The organism is Prevotella sp. tf2-5, assembly GCF_900115435.1.
GTDB lineage: Bacteria > Bacteroidota > Bacteroidia > Bacteroidales > Bacteroidaceae > Prevotella.
The window spans coordinates 43,227-63,856 of record NZ_FOWK01000001.1; the positions used below are offsets into that span (position 1 = coordinate 43,227).

Sequence of the window (20,630 nt, forward strand, 5' to 3'; positions counted from 1 at the left end):
TAATATAAACTATAAACTTATTTTCCTCCGCCACCGAGTGCCGTATATAGTGATACCACCGTCTGCATCTTGGCAAAATCGTTGTTAACCTTGTTAAGTTGGGCATTGAGCAACTGGGTCTGCGCCGTCAGGACCTCCAGATAGGAAGAGCCACTACTCTTGTAAAGTGCACGAGTATCCTCCACACTCTTTGCGAGAATCTCAACACGCTGTGCTTCCAGTTTGCTGTTTCTATCATAGCTATTATAATTCACGAGGGCATTGCTGACCTCATTACCAGCCGAGAGGATAGCATTCTGCCAAGTATTAAAAGCTTGCTCATACTGTATCTTTGACACCTTAAGATTAGCAGTCAAGGCACCACGATTGAAAATGGGCTGTGTGAGATTACCAAAGAGATTAGTAAGCCATTTACCAGGATTGAGTGTACCACCAGAATTACCGAAGGATCCTGTAAAGCCTACACTAATCGTGGGGTAGAATTTCGAGCGAGCGGTCTGCACATCATGAAAGCAGGAAGCCAGTTGCATCTCAGCATTATGAACATCAGGACGGTTCTTCAGTAGCGCCATGCCCACACCTGTAGAGAACTCAGAAGGAAGTGATTGCTCTGCGAGTGTAGAACGAGGAATCTGCTGACCTGCCTGTCCTATCAGTAAAGACAAGGCATTCTCTGTGGCACGTATCTGACGCTTAAACTCATTGATCTGTGTCTGTGTGGACAGATAGGCAGCCTCCGCACTCTGTACACCAGTAGAACGTATACGTCCCAGCTGATACTGTAACTTCATCATCTCCCAGGTCTCTTTCGCCATGCCCGACATCTCCGTAGCAATACGGAGCTGCTCATCAAGCATCAACAAGGTATAATAACTGTTGGCAATACCGCTGATAACCTGTGCACGCACAGCCATTTGATAGTCCTTAAAACCAAGTAACTTCATCTGGGTAGAACGCTTCTGTGACAAGATATTGCCGAAGAGATCCAAGGTCCATGAAGCTGTCATTGGGAACGTGTAGGATTTGAGAGTCTGCGAAGGATCCGTATAAAGCGTCTGGATATAACCGACAGAATTGCTTCCAAAATTAATCGCTGGCAGGAATGCTAGCTTTGCTGCCTTCAACATAACCTCATACATTTGGACAGTGAGAGCCGCATTCTGCAGATTGGCATTCTTCTGCAATCCTCGTTCTATAAGGGTTTGCAGTAGCGGGTCCGTGAATATACTACGCCAGGGCAGGTTACCAAACGAAGCTGTATCTTGCGGTGCTACCACTAATGTATCCACATCACTAACTGCATCACGAATGAGCCCTTTCGTATCCACTTCTGGACGCTCATACTTATTATATACACCACAACCGCCAAATAATATCGTTGCGGCAACGAATATCATGATCTTCTTCATACTTTCTTACTCCTCTAATTTATAGTCTACAGGACGATGAGCATACTGGGAAATCTCTGTGGCAACATCAGAGTTCTCCTCTTCATCCTCAAACTTCATCGGATTAACCTTTTCCTGTAATGACTGGAAGATAACGAACAAAGCGGGAACCACCATTATCTGACAGAGTGTACCGATCAACATACCACCCACAGCAGCGGCACCCAGTGTCTGGTTACCATTCTTACCTACACCTGAGGCAAACATCATCGGCAACAGACCGATAACCATCGCCAATGAAGTCATCAAGATAGGACGCAGACGAGCTGCAGCACCCAAGATTGCCGACCAGGAGATCGCCATACCCGTCTGACGACGCTCCAAGGCAAACTGTACAATCAAGATGGCGTTCTTCGCCAACAGACCAATCAACATAATCAGTGAAATCTGCATGTATATATCATTGGAGTGTCCGAAAAGCATAGTAAACAAGAAACAGCCTGCTAGACCGAAGGGTACAGAGAGTACTACGGCAAGCGGTAGGATATACGATTCATACTGTGCCGACAGAATAAGATAAATAAAGATGATACACAACACGAAGATAACAGCTGTGGTGTTCGATGCCTTCGCCTCCTCACGAGTCAGACCTGAATATTCGTAGGTATAACCCTGTGGCAACATCTCTGCAGCCACTTCCTGGGCTGCTTTGATAGCCTCACCCGTAGAGTAGCCATCAGCCACTGTTGCCGTTACGTTAATAGCGGTAAACAGGTTGAAGCGGTTGATGTTCGACGGTCCATAGACACGTTCCATACGACAGAACTCCTGTACGGGAGACATGCCACCCGGTGTACGGACATAGATACTGTTCAGCGACTCTGGTGTCATACGGGTCTCCGGCGAGCCCTGAATCATCACACGATAGAGTTTACCGTAAGCATTGAAGTTAGAAGCATATAGGCCACCATAGTATCCTTGCAGCGTGGTAAGCACCGTATTTGGTGAGATGCCAGACTGCTTACACTTAGCGACATCAACATACAACATGTACTGTGGATAGTTCGGGTTGTAGGAGGTCTGTGCCGTTTGGAACTCTGGACGTTTGTTCAATTCAGCAAGGTAATCCTTTACAATACCGAAGAATTTATCAAGAGAACCGCCGGTACGATCCTGCATCACGATAGATATACCTGAGTTTGCAGAGAATCCAGGAATCATAGGTGGTGCGAACGCCAGAATCTGTGCATCCTTGATATGAGCTGTCTTCAGGTAAATTTGAGCAAGCACACCATTCGACTCGTACGGATTGAGGAAAAAACGGTAGATACCGTCACCCTGCCATAGTCCGCTAAGCTTCCAGAAAAATCCCTTCTGTCGCTCTGAGAACGGCTTCAACTTAATAATAAAGGTTGCCTGGTCAGAGCCAGAACCTGCTATGAAGTTATAACCTTGAATCTGCTCGCGACTCTGGATGGCTGGATCGGCACCCAGTATACTATCCACCTGACTGATGATACGCTTGGTGCGCTCCACAGAGGTAGCTGGTGGCATCGAGATAGTACAGAAAATCGTTCCTGTATCCTCGTCAGGTACCAAACCTGTCTTAGTCGTAGCCATCGTAGCCACCAATACAACGATACCGATAAGGACGGTCACGATAATAGCAAAGGGCTTGCGTACCAGTTTCTCAACCACCCCTTTATATTTATCTGTCGTAGCATTAAAAGCCGTATTGAAAGAAGCATGGAAACGATCTATCATTGATATTTTCTTCTCATGTTCCTCTGTATCGTGCGGTTTCAGGAAGATGGCACATAGTGCTGGAGATAGTGTTAAGGCGTTCAATGCTGAAATAAAAATGCTCACAGCCATCGTTACACCGAACTCACGATAGAAGGTACCTGAGGCTCCACCGATAAACGACACAGGAATAAACACTGACGCCATCACCAACGTAATAGAAATAATAGCACCAGAAATCTCATTCATGGCATCAATAGAAGCTGTCAGTGGAGACTTATAACCTTGGTCGAGTTTAGCATGTACTGCTTCAACCACCACGATAGCATCGTCCACCACAATGGCAATTGCCAACAGCAAGGCGGACAACGTCAGAAGGTTAATGGAAAAACCGAACACACTAAGGAAGAAGAATGTACCAATTAGCGATACAGGAACTGCAATCAACGGAATCAGTGTCGAGCGCCAGTCCTGCAGGAAGACATATATCACGATGAACACCAAGATAAGGGTGAAGACCAGCGTAAACACTACCTCCTCGATAGAGGCATATAGAAATTCCGTTACGTCATAATTGATTTTATATATCATACCCGGTGGAAACAGTTTCGCCTGTTCTTCCAGCTCTGCTTTAACTTGCTTGGCAATCTCATTGGCATTCGATCCAGCAATCTGCTGTACCATACCCAGCACTGACGGCAGGTTGTTGTTTTTCATCGCAACAGAATACTGCTGACCACCCAGCTCTATACGTGCCACATCCTTCAGTTTCAATGTCTGACCATTGGCATCGCTAGATATGATAATATTACCAAATTCCTCGGCAGTCTTCAGACGACCCGTATAACGCATGGCATACTCATAGGCGACATCCGACTGCTCACCAAAGCTACCAGGGGCAGCCTCGATATTTTGTTCGGCAAGGACATTACTGATGTCTGACGGCATCAGATTATGCTGTTTCATCACATCAGGCTTCAGCCAGATACGCATGGAGTACGTCTTCAGACCAGGGCTTTGTACGTCACCCACGCCCTGAATACGCTTGATGGCAGGAATGATGTTAATATTACTATAGTTGGTCAGGAACTCATCGTCGTAGCGACCATCAGAGGTCAGCGTGAACATCAGCACCTGTGAAGTCTGTCGCTTCGTCACCGTCACACCCATACGTGTTACCTCGGCAGGCAGCAATGCCTGAGCCTGGGAGACACGGTTCTGAACATTGACGGCACACATATCAGGATTCATACCCTGACGAAAGAGAATAGAGAGCTGTGCCGATCCAGTGGATGACGTGGAGGTGATGTAGTCCATTCCCTCCACACCGTTGATGCTCTCCTCTAGAGGTGTAACTACGGAGTTTTTCACCGTCTCTGCGTCAGCACCAGGATAATTGGTCCATACCGCAACAGTAGGGGGTGCTATATTGGGGTACTGCTCTATAGGCAGCAACACCAATCCGATAAAACCCAACAGGACGATGAGGATAGAGATCACCGTCGAGAGTACCGGGCGTTTAATAAATGTCGTAAAAGTCATATTTTCTTACTTCTTATTTCTTCATTGCTCCCACGATGTCACCGGCTGACATTGCCTTTGCTTGCTCATTGATCTTCTGCTGGTACTTCTCTGGCGTGATGGGTACAATCTCCATACCGTCAGTAAGTTTGGTAACACCATTGGTTACATATTTATCACCAGTCTTCAGACCATCTGTCACAATGTAATTATTACCATCGTTCTGGGGATCCACCTTGATCTCAGTATATTTTACTTTATTATCCTTACCCAAGGTATAGACAAACTTCTTGTTCTGCACCTCTGATACACATGACTGAGGGATAATGATGGCAGAAGAGGCGATACGAGGGATGATAATCGTGCCAGCGCCACCACTCTTCAGTTTCTTCTCAGGATTGACGAAAGAGGCTATCAACTGTACGGTACCTGTAGCCTGATCAATGACACCGCTCATTTTGGTTACCTTACCTTCATGGGTATAAACAGTTCCATCAGCCAATTGCAATTTCACAGCAGGAATACTATTAAGACCATTAGCGGAAATGACCATCGCATCTTTCTCCGTCACAGAGAAATAGACATCCATTGACGAGATATTAGAAACGGTCGTCAATGAGTTGGAGGCACTAACCAAAGCACCTTTCTTATAAGGAAGGGTACCAACGACACCAGCGGCTGGACTTTTCACAAAACAGAAACTCAGCGTCTCACGAGCTGAAGCCAGTGATGCCTTAGCCTGCGCCAATTGTGCCTTGGCACTCTCATACGAATTCTGTGAGGTCTGCAGCTCATAGTCACCAATCACCTTGTTGGCATGCAACAACTTGGCATTCTCATATGTCAACTGAGTAGTATTCACTTGCTGCTGGGCAGTATTCACGGAAGCTTCTGCCATACGGACTTGTGCCTGATACGTTGCGTTATCCAAAACGAACAAGGTCTGACCAGCACTAACTGTCTGACCTTCCTTCACATTAATCTGCGTGATGAATCCCTGTACCTTCGGACGGATTTCCACATCTTGCACGCCCTTGATGGTAGCAGGATACGTAGACTGCATATCGGCATTGGACGTTCCCACTGTCACAACGGGGTACTCATTGTCACCGAAATTCGGGCGACCACCTCCGCCGCCACATGAAACCAATGTTGCAGCAATTGCCACAGACATCATCAACTTTTTCATTTTCATTACCTATTTATCAATTGTTATTTATTCGAATAAATGATCTATTCTCACAAAACCCCAAGCCGTCGCTTCAGTTTTCAGCTTGCAAAGTTACTAAAAAACAACTTTATCTATAAAATAGATAGCAGATATTTAACAAAGTTTATGCAAGGAAACTATGAAAGTCCCTCTATCTCACCGTTTTCGATGGTGATACGCTCTGCTTGAGGACTCTTAGGCAATCCAGGCATACGAAGCATGTCACCAGCAATAGCAACAATCATCTCACTACCACAATTGAGGATGAGATCACGTATGCGGATAGTAAAACCTTCGGGAGAGCCATAGCGGGTAGAGTCGGCTGAGAAAGAAAACTGTGTCTTGGCGATACAGACAGGATAACGGGCAATATCCTTGTCCTTTCCAAAAATCTCCCGGATAGCCTCCAACCGTTTCTTACCTGTCTTGGTAAACTCCACGGCAGCAGCACCATAAATACATTTGCAAACCTTTTCGATCTTACCTTCAATACTATCATTCTCAGGATAGGTAAAATGGATGGGCATCGCCTGGATATGGTCGATGGTATCGACAACAGTCTGTGCTAACGCTGTCGCACCGTCACCTCCTTTGAGAAAAGCCTCATTGACAGAAAAACCCACTTCTAAGTCCTCACAATTCTTGCGGACGATGTCTATCTCTTCTTCAAGATCCGTATCATAGCGGTTCAAAGTAACCACAACGGGTTGTCCAAAGCTTTGCATGTTACGGATATGGCGGTTGAGGTTCTTCAGCCCTTCTCTCAGCCCTTTCGCATGCGGCTCTTTGATGAGTTCAACATCCACACCGCCATGCATTTTCAGACCCTGGGTAGTTGCGACAATCACCACCAGACAAGGCTGCAGTCCCGCCTTACGACATTTGATGTCAAAGAACTTCTCAGCACCAAGGTCAGCTCCAAAGCCCGCCTCCGTTACCACATAGTCACCATAAGTCATCGCCATCTTGGTGGCAAGCACACTCGAACAACCATGGGCGATATTGGCAAAAGGACCGCCATGGATGAAAGCAGGTGTATGCTCTGTGGTTTGGACGAGATTTGGAGAGAGGGCATCACGCAATAACACAGTAATAGCACCCGCCACCCCTAGGTCACGAACACGGAAAGGTTTTCCGTCGGAAGTGATACCCAACAGAATATTTTCGATACGATGCTGGAGATCCTCTTCGCTGGTCGCCAAACAGAGAATCGCCATCAATTCCGATGCAGAAGTAATATCAAAACCCGTCTCTGACACTACGCCATCGCCACGCAGGCCAGTGACCACATTACGCAAAGCACGATCGTTGACATCCAATACACGTTTCCAATAGATTTCCCGCAATGAGAAACCTTCTTTACGATGCTGGTAGATATAGTTGTCGAGCATGGCACTGATAGTGTTATGCGCAGAGGTGACAGCATGGAAATCACCCGTAAAGTGGAGGTTGATTTTCTCCATCGGCAACACCTGAGCATAACCACCACCAGCCGCACCACCCTTAATACCGAAACACGGACCAAGGGAAGGCTCACGCAAAGCCACCACGGCTTTCTTGCCAAGTTTCTGGAGTCCTAGCGTCAGTCCAATACTAACGGTAGTCTTACCGATGCCTGCTTTTGTAGGACTGATGGCTGTCACCAGTATCAACCGGCTCTTTTTTACCCGTTTCTCATCAATCAACGAGATGGGCACCTTCGCCATATAACGTCCATACGGCTCTATTTCCTCTGGGGCAATTCCCAACTGTGCCGCAATATCGCCAATCGGTTTCAATTGGCATTCTCTGGCAATCTGAATATCTGTCTTCATCTTTTTGATTATTAGTGCCTACAAAGATAGTGGAAATTTCCGAATAAACGAAGAGAAACCAAATTAATTTGGATTTTTCGGAGGATGACTTTTTACAACATCCTAGATTAAACAGTGAAAAAAATAAAGCCCTGTCATCTTGTCGTATATTTATGTCAATTTGACAGAAAGAGGCTGCTGGCACAAAACTTGTATCATAGAGGGTGAATGCCAAGGCGAAAGCATAGGCAAGAGAGATTAAATAACATTCATAAACAATTAAAAATAGAATTAGGAGGTATGATTATGTTACCAGTATTCAAAAACAGTTGGTTCCCAACAGTATTCGATGATTTCATGAACAACGATATGATGGCATGCGCCACCACTACCGCTCCAGCAGTCAACGTCAAAGAAGACGAGAACGCCTACACGATGGAGGTCGCCGCTCCTGGCATCAAAAAAGAGTTCTGTCGTGTACACATCAATGACGACGGCAATCTGAGCATAGCCATCGAAAACAAAATGGAGCACAAGGAGGAGGACAAGAAACAGCATTACCTGCGTCGTGAGTTTAGCTACACCAACTATCAACAGAACTACTCACTACCAGAGGATGTCAACAAGGAAGGTATTTCCGCCAAAGTAGAGAATGGCATTCTGACTGTGATACTGCCAAAAATGAAAAAGGAGGAAACGAAAGTCTCTCGTATGATTGAGATCTCATAACGACCTCATGATGAGACTAGCAGAAAGAAATCCAAACTTTTATTTGGATTTCTTTTTTTTTCATTGTATCTTTGTCGCCACTATGACAAACGAACAGAAAAGACAACGTGACGAACTCGTCAGCAAAAACATGGGCTATGTGGTGACACTTGCACGCCAGTATCAATCAGAACTGCTGAGCACCGACGACCTCATCAGTGAAGGCTGCATTGGTATGATCAAGGCTGCCGAAAAATTCGACCCCGACAAAGGAAAACCATTCGTCACCTTCGCCGCTCCCTATATCCGCCGTAATATTGAGGAAGCAATCCGTAAAGTGACAGGAGAGATTCCGGTTCTCTCTACAGATGAGTCCATTCCTGTTGGCTCCAAAAACAACTACACCCTACTCCATGTCTTAGAGGATAAAGACGCCCCCAAGGCTGACCAGTCATTAGAGCAAGACACTCTCTCGGACGATCTGATTCGTGCTATTGTCTTCCTCAACGAACGAGAACAATCTGTCATCAAGGCTTTCTTTGGTGTAGATACAGAGCGTCAGACGATGGCAGAAATTGGAGAGTCCCTAGGTCTGAAACGAGAGAGAGTACGTCAGATAAAAGATAAAGCCCTGCGTAAATTACGCAAGGCTTCTATCATCCAATAAGTTTTATTCAACGGTTTGCGAAATTAAAAACTAAACGCAATTACATAGCGCATGCCCCATTTGGGACTTGTGGGCAAATCATTATAGTTCAGTCGTCGCACATACTCCACATGGAAGAACTTGAAGATGTTATGGATACCCAATACAATCTCCGCATAGGGACGGTCAGGATTCATCACATGTGAGCCCTCCGGGAAATACATCAGCCGCTTATTACCTACATTCTCAGGCAAGAACGGGTTGTTCTTGTCTGAAAGTTCACCCCACAACATACGGAATCCAATATACTCACGCCAATGCAGTTTATTCAACAATGGAATACGATTGAATATTTTTCCATTCAAATCCCATGATACCATCAGCGATGCGAAACGGTCATTCAGGAACTCCATCGTGTTGATAAGGTTGAAGGTCTCGGGAATAATGATATACGACTGATTTGCTGCCGGATGGATAAGTAAGGGATAAGGTACTTGGTTCCACTGCATACCACCTTTCAAGGAGATATCCAGTTTTCCCCAACTGCTCAACCAGAAGCGCTTATAGATATGCAGCTCGGTATAATTGTAGGAATACTGTCCTCCAAAGACGCCATCAAAGCCCATTGTGTGGGACACACTAAACACAGGAGCGTCAAGATTGATAACACGACGGCGCAACTTATTATTGATATACGTCTCACCTGGAGCGTAACGCAGTTTAGCTGTCACTTCTGTGGTACGGATATGCTCACCATTACCAGTACGGAAAAACTCCTCTCGGGGTGCGACATCCAGTGTACGGAAAGACATCTTGCCACAAGCCTCATTCTCCTCAAGTTTACCAATCAATGTAGCTTTCAATCCCCAGTCCGTCTCATAGTCGAATGTCACCTGTTGACGGTTATAATACATCATTTTATTAGTCTCCGCCCATTTGAATGCTACCATGAAGTTATCTTTGTCGGTATCCATGAAGCGGTCGCCAGGCGAACACACGTCACGATTGACCTGTATACTCAAGGTACGTCTTGGAAACTCATGAGGTAGGTATTTCTTAGGATTGATGGAATACGTGAACTCTGCATTATAGTAGTTCTGATGACTCCCCCATCCCCGACCGTAATAGCCAGAGAGGAAGAAATGCTTACTGAGATTCGCCGTTGTCTTCAGACTCAATCGGCTACGCCATCCATCCACATAGTTATGACTCAAGATCGTATTGACAGGACAGATATCTATATAGTTCGGTGTACTCGTCTCTATCGAGTTCTCGAAGAGTGCCTTCAATCCGAAAATTACGTATTTCATGCCCTTCATATTCTCAATCCGATGGATAAACTTATCCATCGAACTCTCACTCTTGGTAAGCTCCACCTGCCGGAATTGGCTCCAAAATGCATCATCACGCATCTGAGCATCTGCCTCCGTCACTTCAGGAGCTATACCCCGGAACAGTTTCTTTGGTATCGGATCAAAGGCATAATCCCTCATACGTGTGGTACGGGTCACTATCAACTCCCGGAGGAAGCTCAATAGGCTCAGTTCCGTGGACATATCGTCCTTCGTAAGTACCCATTGACCATTGGGCAACTTCTCATACTCCTGCAGGATCTTCACGTTCTTTACGAAATTGACGTTACTCTGCTTGGGAATCGTCATTTCACAACGACGGACATGCAGTGTAGAGTCCTTCAGGATATACAGGTCACCACGGAAGCCCATATCGTTCTGGTTATTGGGAAGAAAATGCAGATGAAAACAACTGTCACGTTCTATCGCCAGTGTATCCTCAATGTAATAACGGTAGAAACCGATGCCCTCTTTCGAAATTGGAGAGATAAAGGGATACTGTAATAGTCGGATATGGTCTTGATAAAGGTCTATATCTGTAAACACATCCTTGATGACAGTATTGACGACATCACCCGTCTGAAAGATGTTATTGATACCTTTCGATGACTGACCTTGTATAATTGTCTTTTCGGCACGGGGTTCCTTTCGATAGACTTTCTGAGACACCGTCTCGTCAATGCTCACAGGAAGAATCAACTTATTCGTTGCCGAGCTGACCTCTACTTGTTCCACCAACCATGGGTGTTTCTTAAATACACCCTGTTCCAACTGCTCCGGTTTCAGGTCATTAAGCGAGGTGGTGATTTTCTCATATTTACTATACTGATAATAATCATTTACACTCAGGTCTGTCTTTTTCTTCGCCTCCACAACTCGCTTCATCAGCTCAACGGCAGGATTGTTCTTACGGCTATAGCGACTACGTTTGGCTTTAACCGTCACCTCTGCCAGCATCTGCTTATCAGGTTTCAAAGCGACATTCAGTTTCGCCTTTGTCTTCGCATTGACAGGGATGATACGCGTCTTATAACCAACAGCACTGAAAGTGATATTCCAGCCCTCGTGGCGCGCAATGGTGTAGCGTCCTTCCCCATTGGAGATTGCGTTCACATGATGTCCCTTATAGACGACACTGGCATATGGAATACTATCACCAGTCTCGGCATCCGTGACATATCCGGTAATTTGCTGGGCATAAGACGTCATGCCCACCAAGCACATCATGCCAATTAAGAAACCTCTCAGTTTAATCATTTACTATTCTTAAAAGTATATTCCATATACCCACCGCTTCTGTCATTCATTCGCAGTGTCTTAAAGGTTGAAGTCTTAACATCTATCACCAATACAAAAGAGGTGAACATCTGTCGTTTCTTCCCTGTAGGGATGATGGTGATGGTCTTCTCATTATCCTTGACTGTTACAGTCAGGTCTTCACCTGAGGGTATCGGGCGTCCGTTGATGACAGCCTCAAGGACAGACTGGAACGTAGCGAACATCGGGTTACGGCGGCTATCCGTCACCTGTTTCTTCTTCCCCAGCGTCATGGTAAACTTAGTACCGTCCATGATAAGCTGGTCACGGTCATTATCTGTTGAGATACAGACATACGACGGTTTACGGATCGTCAGTGTACCTGTAGTCACCACATCCGTTTTGATGGCTTTCTTATGGGTTGTCTTCGTAACGGTCTGGGCATTGGTGCCTGCATAGCATGTAAGCAGACAAAACAACAATAAAACAATCTTTCTCATGTATAAAGTCCTCCATTGATTGAGATAACATTTCCTGTAATATAGCCGGCATTGGGGGAGACGAGGAAAGAGACCAGGTCTGCCACCTCCTCCGGGTTACCAAAGCGGTTAGCCGGGATCGTCTTCTTTAGGGCAGCCTCATCCAAGCCCTCAGTCATATCCGTCTTGATGAATCCCGGTGCCACCGCATTCACCGTTACGTTCTTACGTGCCACCTCCTGTGCCAACGCTTTGGTGGCAGCGATGATTCCACCCTTGGCAGCAGAATAGTTCGTCTGCCCGGGCAGTCCCTTCAGTCCACTGACACTCGCCATATTGACAATGCGTCCGAACTTATGCAGCTGCATGGCAGGCAACAGCGGCTGCGTGACATTAAAGAAACCGGAAAGCGTGATATCCAGCACACGGTGCCAGTCATCCTCCGGCATCAGTGCCAGCACGTTATCACGACGGATGCCGGCATTGTTCACCAGCACCTCGATATATTCCTCAGGATGACGCTGCTGCCATCCCTGCAATGCCTCACGCACCTGTGCAGCATTACTCACATCAAAGGGGAGCAGTTCACCCTGTCCGTTGATCAACTCAAGGGTCCTCTCCGCCTCTGCCTGATTGCTGGCATAGTTGACGATCACCTGATAGCCATCCTGTGCCAGTCTGACCACGACGGCACGTCCGATACCACGGCTGCCGCCTGTTACTAATGCATATTTACTCATATTCTCAAATATTCTGTATGATTTCTCATGATGATATCACATGTCTGCCTTGCCGTCATAGCCACACCTTCCAGTCCATGCAGCATCACATTCTGTCCCGTCAACAACAGGTTACTGAGAGGGGTACGTGGTGACAGCATGGTCAGCAGAGACTGACGACAGTCTTTCCGTATCCCATAGGCAGAACCGTCGGGAGTATGGGTAAAGCGCTGCCAGGTACGAGGTGTGCTGACATACTGTTCACTGACCATGTCACGCAGTCCTGGTATCACCGTCTCCGCGAGCGTCATAGGGTCCTTGTCACACGGTGTCAGCAGGTCAAGGAGCGTGGCATCGTCCGAGTCTTCCTCCGGTACTCTGCAACTCAGCATCACCTTTGTCGTATCCTCGTCCCAAACGCTACCTCCCTCATACACGAACTTGTTGTGATTGAAATAAGGAAGCGAATGTGGCTTCAGCACCAGCGAGAAGGTGTACATCCCGTAAGTATTCTCCAGCATCGTCATCCTCCTGCGGAAGATATTTTTCAGCACCTTACTCTCTTTGACAAGGGCAAAGGTCTGGGCAGGATGGATATCACTAATGAAGAGACGACCCTCATAACGTTCCCCGTTGTCGCACATGGCAGCCACGATACGCCCGTCCTGTTCTATCAGCTCCTTCACCTCAGCGCGACAGACCACGTCACCGCCCATGTGTCTGATGTCATTCACCATGGAGCGCACAATCATGCCGCTGTCCCCTCTCAGTCGCCAGCTGCTCTGGATATAGCTCTTCTGGCTGTGGGCGAAGGCAAGGAGCGGCAGAGACTCACGTCGTAGCTCAGTCTTCAGGCAGGAACCAGACAGAACATCTATCAGCAACTTGTCGCTGAAGGTCTCGTCCAACCACTGCCACGCGTTAACAGAGGGATCCTGATCCGGTCCCTGCAGCATGCCAACATAGGTTCTCAATGCCTGCCGCTGGTGGGGGAAATCCGTTGCCAGCACATCCACGAAACGGTCGAAACCCTGTGCCAGACAGAATGTTCGCCCATCAATCGTTATCTGGTCGGTGCCCTCCACATCCATTCGGTGCCAAGGCAGCCGCAGGAGTCCTAACTGTCCGAAGACATCATGCAGTGTCTCTCCGTCGTCCAGTCCACCCACATAATGCAGTCCAGTGTCAAAGGTATGACCTTTGCGCTGGTAGCTCTGCATACAACCGCCCGGTTGCCAATGGGCTTCCAGCACGAGGACACGACAGCCCGCTTTCGAGAGCAGCAGGGCACAAGCCAGTCCACCGAAACCACTTCCTATGACAACGACATCATATTTCATCATTTTCGCCTATTGAGCCATCTAAAGATAGCAGGTTGCAGCACATAGGATAGGATGACCGCCGAGAGAAGTCCGACAAGGGTGGAGAACCCTACGGAGCGAATGGCAGGATGAGAGGCTATCAGCATACTGCTGACTGTCGTTATCAGAGTGACGGCACTCAGGAAGATCGCCGTCTTATGGAAGGTCAGTTTCTGTTGGTCGTGATGCGTCAGTCCGTCCATCACGAAGATGCTATAGTCAACACCAATACCGAAGATAAAGGTGGAGATGATGATGCTGATGAGGTTAAAGCGGATGTCAAACAATACCATAGCCCCCAAGACGACCATCCAGCTGAGCAGGATGGGCAGGAAGCCCAACAAGGCATGCTTGAGGTTGAAATGGAAACTCAGGAGCAAGACGGCAAAGACAAAAGCCATGGACAACCACTGCAACACGTTGAAATCCTCACTCATCCGCAACAGGGTGTCTGTCGTATAATAATAAGTGTCCAGCACCAACAACTCCGGGTGTGCCGCTACCGCGTCACAGATACGGATATAGTCGCTCTCGCTGCTGCGCACACTGTCATTAGCACAACGGACAGAGGTAAAACAAAGGAAATTACCGTCGTACGACTCCTCCATCAGCGTCGACTGATAACCTGCGGGTATCAGTCCTGCCTGATACAAAGCATCCGGCTCATAGTCGGCAGCCACCGCCTCGAAGAACGTGTCGAAGGCATCCTGGCTCAGTCCTGCCTGTGATGCTGTCTCCGCTATCAGGCGTCGCACTTTCGACAGGCGCTCCTCCGTCCAATATTTCTTCCACGCATCAATACGCTGCTGTTGCACCTTCAAGGGTACAAAGACCTGATTGGTATGGGTATAGCTCTTGACCAGTCCCAACTGCTGCAGCGAGTCGAGCTGACGATCCAACAAGGCAAAGTGCTCAATAGCCTCCTCCATCGTTTTCCCCTTGCTGGCAAAATATTTCTGCTTGTCACCCGTATAGGTTTTCTCCCGCAGCACCTGTTCCGAATGCTCAGTCAACTCCGCCTCATAACCGAGGTTATGCATGTCTGCGTCAAAACGGGTCCCTCCCACAAGATAGGCTCCGACACAAACCACCAAGATTACCACAAGGGCAATCAGCAATGGGGTCTTACGGTCGAAGGGATACGTATTGACACGGTCTATCCATGCGAAAGCGTGTCCACCAGACACTTTCTTTCTCAAGAACTGAGGCAGGAAGGTCAGACTGAACAAGGTCGTACCGAGGATTGCGAAGGCGGCAAAGAGTCCAAAGTCCCGTAAGAGGTCTGTCTGTATGAAGATCAATCCTGCGAACGAGCCTATCGTCGTCAGACAACCCAGCCATACGGGCTTCACCTGGTCATGCAGCATCTTCTCCGGATCGCCGACATACTGCTGGTGCGTCAGCACATGCAGCACGTAGCTGAGTGCCACACCTAAGACGACACCACCTATACCTAAAGCAAGCAGCGAGAACTGTCCTTTGATGAAATACATCATCGTCAGTCCGAAGAGTGTTCCAAAAATAACAGGCAGCAACAACAAGGGGATGGTATCCCACCGACGGAAACACGCCAGGAGGAAGACCAGTACCAAAACCAGTGCTCCCGTGATGGTGGTCGTCAGGTCATGCTTGATTTGTGACGAGTTATAATAGCCGCTTGCAGGAGTCCCGTGATAACTGATACGCACGTCGGGATGACTCTTGGCAAATGCCTCTATCTGACTGTTCATCATCTCAAAGAGTGCAGAACCCTGTCCTGTATTTGTAGCAGAGAAATGAGGTGTGATAAAGGCGAGACAGACTGTGGAGTCAGGTACGAAGAAATGACCGTTGATAGTCTTGTAACTTCCCGAGCCACCTTCTAACAAGGGTTTGAACTGTTTGGCGAGTACCGTCCTCATCCCCATCGGGTCCATCTGGATCAGTTCAGGGAACAACTCTCCGACCTCACTCTGCAGATCCTCATAGTTCTGTCGCATCTGCACCTCGAAATGCTCACGGGTCAGCAAAGTATCGAAACGAGCATAGGCGGCAGTATCTATATAGGCAGGGAAATGTGCGGAGAGGTAGTCGACACCATCCACCATCAGGTCTTCGGGCAACTGGTAGAAGACATCCTCGATAGTATGCGTGGCCGAGTCACATTGCAGGAGAGTGTCCACAAACTGGTCACAGACATCCGACAGGCGTGCAGGGTCTACACCTGTCTGCAGCCCCTCAAACAACAGGAATGTCTTGTCCTTGATCTTCAAATCGGCAAAGGCAAGTTTCGTGGTACCGTCCTCGTTCTTCGATGAGGGCATCAGCTTGTCGATGTCCTCCTCCAGATAGATACGTGTAGCGAACCATCCGAAGAAAGCGAAAAGGGCGACCATTGACAACCAACAGACCATCTGATGGTTGCGGAAATACCGATATAACCTGATGAAAAAATTCGTCATTGCATGAATATTTTCAAGTCTACCTCAGCGACGGTCTCCTCCCCGATTTTGGAGATACCGTGCGCCAATGTCATACTACCGAACGAGAAACCGAAGGTCACCGTGGTGGTTAATTGTTCATTCAACTGCGGGCGACGATGACAACAGAAGTTCTTCACCTCCGCGATCATACCGACAGGTGCTTTTTCCGTATGTTCTTTCCTGCTTGCCGCAAGGGCAGAGCACGACTGGGCGATATGCTCTATCAACCCAGTCGGCGACATCATACTGTCAGGCAACAGGAAATAATTACCTCTGCTGATGTTAAGGACCGTCTTGGCAGTGTTATCATCCTGTTGCTCAAACTCATCGACCATCATGAAAGGGGCACGCTGAGGGATGAGCTGCTTGATATCGTCACCCTTGATGATCATGCCGGCAGATGCTGCTCGATGTAGTCGTAGAGGTTATTGAAAGTCTGTATCTGGTGCAGCTCATTGACAGGGATTGTGATCTTGTAAGTCACCTGTACCAGTGCTATCAAGTCCACCAAGTTGATGCTGTCCAGCTGAAGGGTGTCCTTCAGGTTGGCATCGGGTGTAAACTCACTCTGTTCTACTTCAAACTCTTCTGAGAGCAGTCCATTAACCTGCTCGATGATTTCTTCTCTTGTCATAATGTTTTTTTAAATTTTAAAGTTTCGATATTGCGTTATTTCGTTATTTCGATATTGCGATATTGCGACTATAGGTTCTTCACGATCAGGGTCGAATTAGTACCGCCAAAGCCGAATGAATTACTGAGGAATGTGTCGAAATGAGCCTCGATTGTCTCTGGAATCACATTGACACATGCCGTCTCATCATCAGGATTCTCAAAATTGACATTACCTGCGATAAAGTCATTCTTCATCATCAACATAGTATAGATGATCTCAGAAGCACCAGCCATCCACATCTCATGACCCGTCTGACTCTTCGTGGAAGTCACTGGCACACGATAATCTCCAAAGATCTGGGCAATTGCCTGTGCCTCGCGGCTGTCACCGATCTTCGTTGAAGTGGCATGGGCATTCACATAGCCAATCTCCTTAATATTAACACCACTTTGTTGCAAACAAAGCTCAAGAGAACGAGCTGGTCCTGCCACATTTGGTGTTGAGATATGGTCACCATTACCAGAGAAGCCCCATCCTACAATCTCGGCAAGGATAGGAGCACCACGACGGACAGCACTCTCATAGTCCTCAATTATCAGGGTTGCCGCACCGCCACCAGGTACCAGACCGTTACGATCACGGTCGAAAGGACGGCTTGCCTTGGAGGCATTGTTATCCTCACGCAAGGCAAACGACTGGATGCCATCGAAAGAGGCGACACCATACATGTTTGCCTCCTGGGCTCCACCACATACGACACAGTCCTGTAGTCCGTTCTTAATCAACAGATAACCCAGACCAATTGACTGTGAGCCAGACGCACAAGCTGCCGATGCCGTCAGGTTGATACCTTTCAGATGGAACAGGCAGGCAAGGTTCATAGTCACCGTGGAATTCATCGACTGGAAGATGGCGCCACTACCACAGGCAGCGGTAGACCCGAACTGACGGAATTTGTCAAGGGCACGCATGGTAGCCTCAGCTACGGAATCATTACCATAGATAATACCCACCTCATGCTGGTCTATATAGTCTTGTTCCAAACGGGCACTTGCCAAAGCATCACGTGTTGCCATATAGGCATACTGTGCCTCCTCTGGCATGAACTGTCTGAAATTACGATTCACATAAGGTTTAAGGTCAGCTTTCGGCACATCAGCGCAGAAAGGGGAGCGGAATCCTGCATCCACACGTTCCTGACTAAAAATGATACCACTCTTACCATCGTACAGGGACTGGCGTACTTCGTCAAGGGTCGTACCAAGGCACGACCAAATACCCATTCCCGTAATTACTACTCTTCTTTCCATTTTTTATATATTCTTTTTATAACATCTTCTGCGTTTCACAAACTGTGGATGCAAAGGCTTCCACTGAGACAGTTCCCGGACATTATCCTCCAATTGCGGACCTGTCTCTGCCCATTTGAATCCATAATTATTATAAATAGGTATGAGGTCATTGAAGAACATCGCATTCACGCCGAGTCCCTGATAATCGGGACGAACAGCAATAAGCAACATCTCCGCGTGATCCTCCCGTTTCCATTTCAATGCCTTCAACAAATGGTACCACCCCATCGGAAGCAAACGACCACCTGCCTTTTGCATCGCCATTGACAGACTACCCATCGTAATCGCAACACCCACCACTTCCTGGCGATCATTGAGAATGACAGGAATCAGGTTTAAGTCTATCAGTCGGAGGTATTTGTTGATGAAGGTATTCATCTGCTTTTCTGACAAGGTCGAGAAGCCAAAGATAGGCTGATAACACTCATTCAGGAGGGCGAATACTTTTTTCCCGTATCCTAATTGGAAGACTTCTTTCACAGTGAGTTTCACCACCCGTAACCCGATCTGTTCCCTGGCATATTGTGCCACACGGGCATATCTTGCCGGTATGTCTTGGGGAATATCAATACGAACCTGCAACCAGTCCACTTCCTTAACCAGTCCATAGGCCTCCATATGACGAGGATAATAGTCCGGGTTATAAATGGTATTCATGGAACCTAGCATATCAAAATCCTCCACGAGCATACCCTCTTTGTCAAAATCGGTGATACCCAATGGTCCTTGCAAGGCATCCATTCCTTTTGTCTTACCCCATTCCTCAACTGCTTTCAGCAAAGCACTGGAAACTGTCATGTCGTCAATAAACTCAATCATGGAGAAACGGACATTCCGTACTTTCCATTTTTGATTTGCCTTCCCGTTAACAATTCCCACGACACGTCCCACAGGCTGTTCGTTTTGGTATGCGACAAAAGCCTGGATGTCGGAAAACTCCAATCCCGGGTTTTTCCGGCTGTTGAAGAGCTTCCGCACATCTGACTCCAAATCAGGCACATATTGCGGACAATTCCCATAGATGCTATCCACAATATGAACGAAATCATTCATCGTCCTGTGATCATGTACCTGTTTGACCTTCACCGTATTCATCGCACAACTCTTTTATGTTCCAAACGGTATTCCATTGGGGTTACGTTTGCCTGTTCCCGGAAATACTGACTAAAAAACGAGGAGTTGGGGAATCCCAACTTGTTGGAAATCTCCTTGATACTCATATCCGTCTCCTTCAGCAAAGAGTAGCAGTCTTGCATCGTACTCTCCGTAATCCATCGCATGGGGTTCTTGCCACTGACCTTCTTCGATATCAAGGAAAGGTACTTGGGTGTGATATGTAACTGACTGGCATAAAATGACACACGCTGGCGTTTCTGTTCCTGGCTGGACAATAGCTGCAGGAACTGGTTGAAGATTTCCTTGTCGTGAATACTTGAGGTATCGCCCCCTAACGCCATATCCTCATGACGCAGCAGTTCCTCACAAATCATCAACAACGTCGTTCGCAAGAACGACACCATAATCTCACGGGACAATAACGGCATCTTCTCAATTTTGAAGATAGAATGGGTATATTTCTGTATACTCCCTAACCAGTCATTGCCATCCACGACATAAATCTCACGCATGTACATCGCCTTGTTCCAGATATTAATCTGATTACCCAATACCGATTTCAACATCCTGTCTGACACCAGCAAAGCAGTTGCCTCTGCATCAGTGCTGACAAGCATAGGATTGACAAGCTTTCCCACAGGTATCAACAACAATTGCCCTGAAATGACTTTCACCTGATGGTTACCACCCATTTCAACGATAATTTGTCCTTTTCGACAATGTACAATGGAGTTATACGACATACTAATGGAAGGCAAATCCTTTGCATCCCTAATGTCGTCTACAAAGAGAATTTCATCTTCCATCGCATGGACAATTTTCAACTCTTGCATACGGACCTTCATCTTTTCCGCTGCAAAATTAAACATTATTTTCCAACTTTCGACGTTCTTTTCTTCGCATATAC

General features: G+C 47.2%; 16 protein-coding genes. 2 read left to right on the top strand and 14 right to left on the bottom strand.

Going from position 1 to position 20,630, the window contains the following annotated elements; genetic code table 11:
• Positions 1 to 17 precede the first annotated feature (17 nt).
• The 4 genes from BM257_RS00180 to BM257_RS00195 all read right to left on the bottom strand — a co-directional run bounded on the left by BM257_RS00180 (position 18) and on the right by BM257_RS00195 (position 7,676).
• Positions 18 to 1,409: a TolC family protein gene (locus tag BM257_RS00180; RefSeq protein ID WP_092067055.1), complete on the bottom strand. Its 1,392-nt coding sequence runs from the start codon at positions 1,407 to 1,409 to the stop codon at positions 18 to 20.
• A gap of 6 nt (positions 1,410 to 1,415) precedes the next feature.
• Positions 1,416 to 4,673 (bottom strand): efflux RND transporter permease subunit, encoded by a 3,258-nt coding sequence (locus BM257_RS00185; protein WP_092067057.1) that lies wholly within the window; start codon positions 4,671 to 4,673, stop codon positions 1,416 to 1,418.
• A 13-nt stretch (positions 4,674 to 4,686) separates the two neighbouring features.
• Entirely contained in the window at positions 4,687 to 5,847 is a 1,161-nt protein-coding gene (locus BM257_RS00190) for an efflux RND transporter periplasmic adaptor subunit (RefSeq protein WP_092067059.1), read from the bottom strand.
• Positions 5,848 to 5,999: 152 nt separating this feature from the next.
• Positions 6,000 to 7,676 (bottom strand): formate--tetrahydrofolate ligase, encoded by a 1,677-nt coding sequence (locus BM257_RS00195; protein ID WP_092067061.1) that lies wholly within the window; start codon positions 7,674 to 7,676, stop codon positions 6,000 to 6,002.
• Between the two features lie 285 nt (positions 7,677 to 7,961).
• Here BM257_RS00195 and BM257_RS00200 point away from each other — a divergent pair, with 285 nt between their 5' ends.
• Positions 7,962 to 8,384: an Hsp20/alpha crystallin family protein gene (locus tag BM257_RS00200; protein ID WP_092067718.1), complete on the top strand. Its 423-nt coding sequence runs from the start codon at positions 7,962 to 7,964 to the stop codon at positions 8,382 to 8,384.
• 82 nt (positions 8,385 to 8,466) lie between these two features.
• On the top strand, positions 8,467 to 9,030 hold the full coding sequence (locus tag BM257_RS00205) for a sigma-70 family RNA polymerase sigma factor (RefSeq protein ID WP_177215956.1): 564 nt from the start codon (positions 8,467 to 8,469) through the stop codon (positions 9,028 to 9,030).
• Between the two features lie 23 nt (positions 9,031 to 9,053).
• Here the strand turns inward: BM257_RS00205 and BM257_RS00210 are convergent, their stop codons facing one another.
• The 10 genes from BM257_RS00210 to BM257_RS00255 all read right to left on the bottom strand — a co-directional run bounded on the left by BM257_RS00210 (position 9,054) and on the right by BM257_RS00255 (position 20,592).
• Positions 9,054 to 11,618: a DUF5686 and carboxypeptidase-like regulatory domain-containing protein gene (locus BM257_RS00210; protein WP_177215958.1), complete on the bottom strand. Its 2,565-nt coding sequence runs from the start codon at positions 11,616 to 11,618 to the stop codon at positions 9,054 to 9,056.
• Positions 11,615 to 12,118 carry an outer membrane lipoprotein carrier protein LolA gene (locus BM257_RS00215; RefSeq protein ID WP_092067065.1) on the bottom strand — a complete coding sequence of 168 codons (504 nt, stop codon included), beginning with the start codon at positions 12,116 to 12,118 and terminating at the stop codon, positions 11,615 to 11,617. The genes BM257_RS00210 and BM257_RS00215 overlap by 4 nt, the downstream gene beginning before the upstream one ends.
• Complete coding sequence (gene fabG / locus BM257_RS00220; RefSeq protein ID WP_092067067.1) at positions 12,115 to 12,837, bottom strand: flexirubin biosynthesis SDR family reductase FlxB; 723 nt, start codon at positions 12,835 to 12,837, stop codon at positions 12,115 to 12,117. Before fabG ends, BM257_RS00215 begins: the two co-directional genes overlap by 4 nt.
• Positions 12,834 to 14,159: a phytoene desaturase family protein gene (locus BM257_RS00225; RefSeq protein WP_255405404.1), complete on the bottom strand. Its 1,326-nt coding sequence runs from the start codon at positions 14,157 to 14,159 to the stop codon at positions 12,834 to 12,836. Before BM257_RS00225 ends, fabG begins: the two co-directional genes overlap by 4 nt.
• Complete coding sequence (locus tag BM257_RS00230; RefSeq protein WP_092067069.1) at positions 14,156 to 16,618, bottom strand: MMPL family transporter; 2,463 nt, start codon at positions 16,616 to 16,618, stop codon at positions 14,156 to 14,158. The genes BM257_RS00225 and BM257_RS00230 overlap by 4 nt, the downstream gene beginning before the upstream one ends.
• The gene (locus tag BM257_RS00235; protein ID WP_092067071.1) at positions 16,615 to 17,031 is read right to left on the bottom strand and encodes an ApeP family dehydratase; all 417 of its coding nucleotides are present in this window, start codon (positions 17,029 to 17,031) and stop codon (positions 16,615 to 16,617) included. Before BM257_RS00235 ends, BM257_RS00230 begins: the two co-directional genes overlap by 4 nt.
• Entirely contained in the window at positions 17,028 to 17,273 is a 246-nt protein-coding gene (locus BM257_RS00240) for an acyl carrier protein (RefSeq protein WP_092067073.1), read from the bottom strand. The genes BM257_RS00235 and BM257_RS00240 overlap by 4 nt, the downstream gene beginning before the upstream one ends.
• A gap of 68 nt (positions 17,274 to 17,341) precedes the next feature.
• Entirely contained in the window at positions 17,342 to 18,565 is a 1,224-nt protein-coding gene (locus BM257_RS00245; protein WP_092067075.1) for a beta-ketoacyl-[acyl-carrier-protein] synthase family protein, read from the bottom strand.
• A gap of 3 nt (positions 18,566 to 18,568) precedes the next feature.
• Positions 18,569 to 19,702, bottom strand: coding sequence for an N-acetyltransferase (locus BM257_RS00250; protein WP_092067077.1), 1,134 nt, complete (start codon positions 19,700 to 19,702; stop codon positions 18,569 to 18,571).
• Complete coding sequence (locus tag BM257_RS00255) at positions 19,699 to 20,592, bottom strand: helix-turn-helix transcriptional regulator (RefSeq protein WP_092067079.1); 894 nt, start codon at positions 20,590 to 20,592, stop codon at positions 19,699 to 19,701. The genes BM257_RS00250 and BM257_RS00255 overlap by 4 nt, the downstream gene beginning before the upstream one ends.
• Positions 20,593 to 20,630: the final 38 nt, after the last annotated feature.

Excerpts from the sequence above, each read along its gene's own strand:
- BM257_RS00180 (WP_092067055.1), bottom strand. The coding sequence starts at position 1,409 with ATGAAGAAGATCATGATATTCGTTGCCGCAACGATATTATTTGGCGGT.
- BM257_RS00185 (WP_092067057.1), bottom strand. The coding sequence starts at position 4,673 with ATGACTTTTACGACATTTATTAAACGCCCGGTACTCTCGACGGTGATC.
- BM257_RS00190 (WP_092067059.1), bottom strand. The coding sequence starts at position 5,847 with ATGAAAATGAAAAAGTTGATGATGTCTGTGGCAATTGCTGCAACATTG.
- BM257_RS00195 (WP_092067061.1), bottom strand. The coding sequence starts at position 7,676 with ATGAAGACAGATATTCAGATTGCCAGAGAATGCCAATTGAAACCGATT.
- BM257_RS00200 (WP_092067718.1), top strand. The coding sequence starts at position 7,962 with ATGTTACCAGTATTCAAAAACAGTTGGTTCCCAACAGTATTCGATGAT.
- BM257_RS00205 (WP_177215956.1), top strand. The coding sequence starts at position 8,467 with ATGACAAACGAACAGAAAAGACAACGTGACGAACTCGTCAGCAAAAAC.
- BM257_RS00210 (WP_177215958.1), bottom strand. The coding sequence starts at position 11,618 with ATGATTAAACTGAGAGGTTTCTTAATTGGCATGATGTGCTTGGTGGGC.
- BM257_RS00215 (WP_092067065.1), bottom strand. The coding sequence starts at position 12,118 with ATGAGAAAGATTGTTTTATTGTTGTTTTGTCTGCTTACATGCTATGCA.
- fabG (WP_092067067.1), bottom strand. The coding sequence starts at position 12,837 with ATGAGTAAATATGCATTAGTAACAGGCGGCAGCCGTGGTATCGGACGT.
- BM257_RS00225 (WP_255405404.1), bottom strand. The coding sequence starts at position 14,159 with ATGATGAAATATGATGTCGTTGTCATAGGAAGTGGTTTCGGTGGACTG.
- BM257_RS00230 (WP_092067069.1), bottom strand. The coding sequence starts at position 16,618 with ATGACGAATTTTTTCATCAGGTTATATCGGTATTTCCGCAACCATCAG.
- BM257_RS00235 (WP_092067071.1), bottom strand. The coding sequence starts at position 17,031 with ATGATCATCAAGGGTGACGATATCAAGCAGCTCATCCCTCAGCGTGCC.
- BM257_RS00240 (WP_092067073.1), bottom strand. The coding sequence starts at position 17,273 with ATGACAAGAGAAGAAATCATCGAGCAGGTTAATGGACTGCTCTCAGAA.
- BM257_RS00245 (WP_092067075.1), bottom strand. The coding sequence starts at position 18,565 with ATGGAAAGAAGAGTAGTAATTACGGGAATGGGTATTTGGTCGTGCCTT.
- BM257_RS00250 (WP_092067077.1), bottom strand. The coding sequence starts at position 19,702 with ATGAATACGGTGAAGGTCAAACAGGTACATGATCACAGGACGATGAAT.
- BM257_RS00255 (WP_092067079.1), bottom strand. The coding sequence starts at position 20,592 with ATGTTTAATTTTGCAGCGGAAAAGATGAAGGTCCGTATGCAAGAGTTG.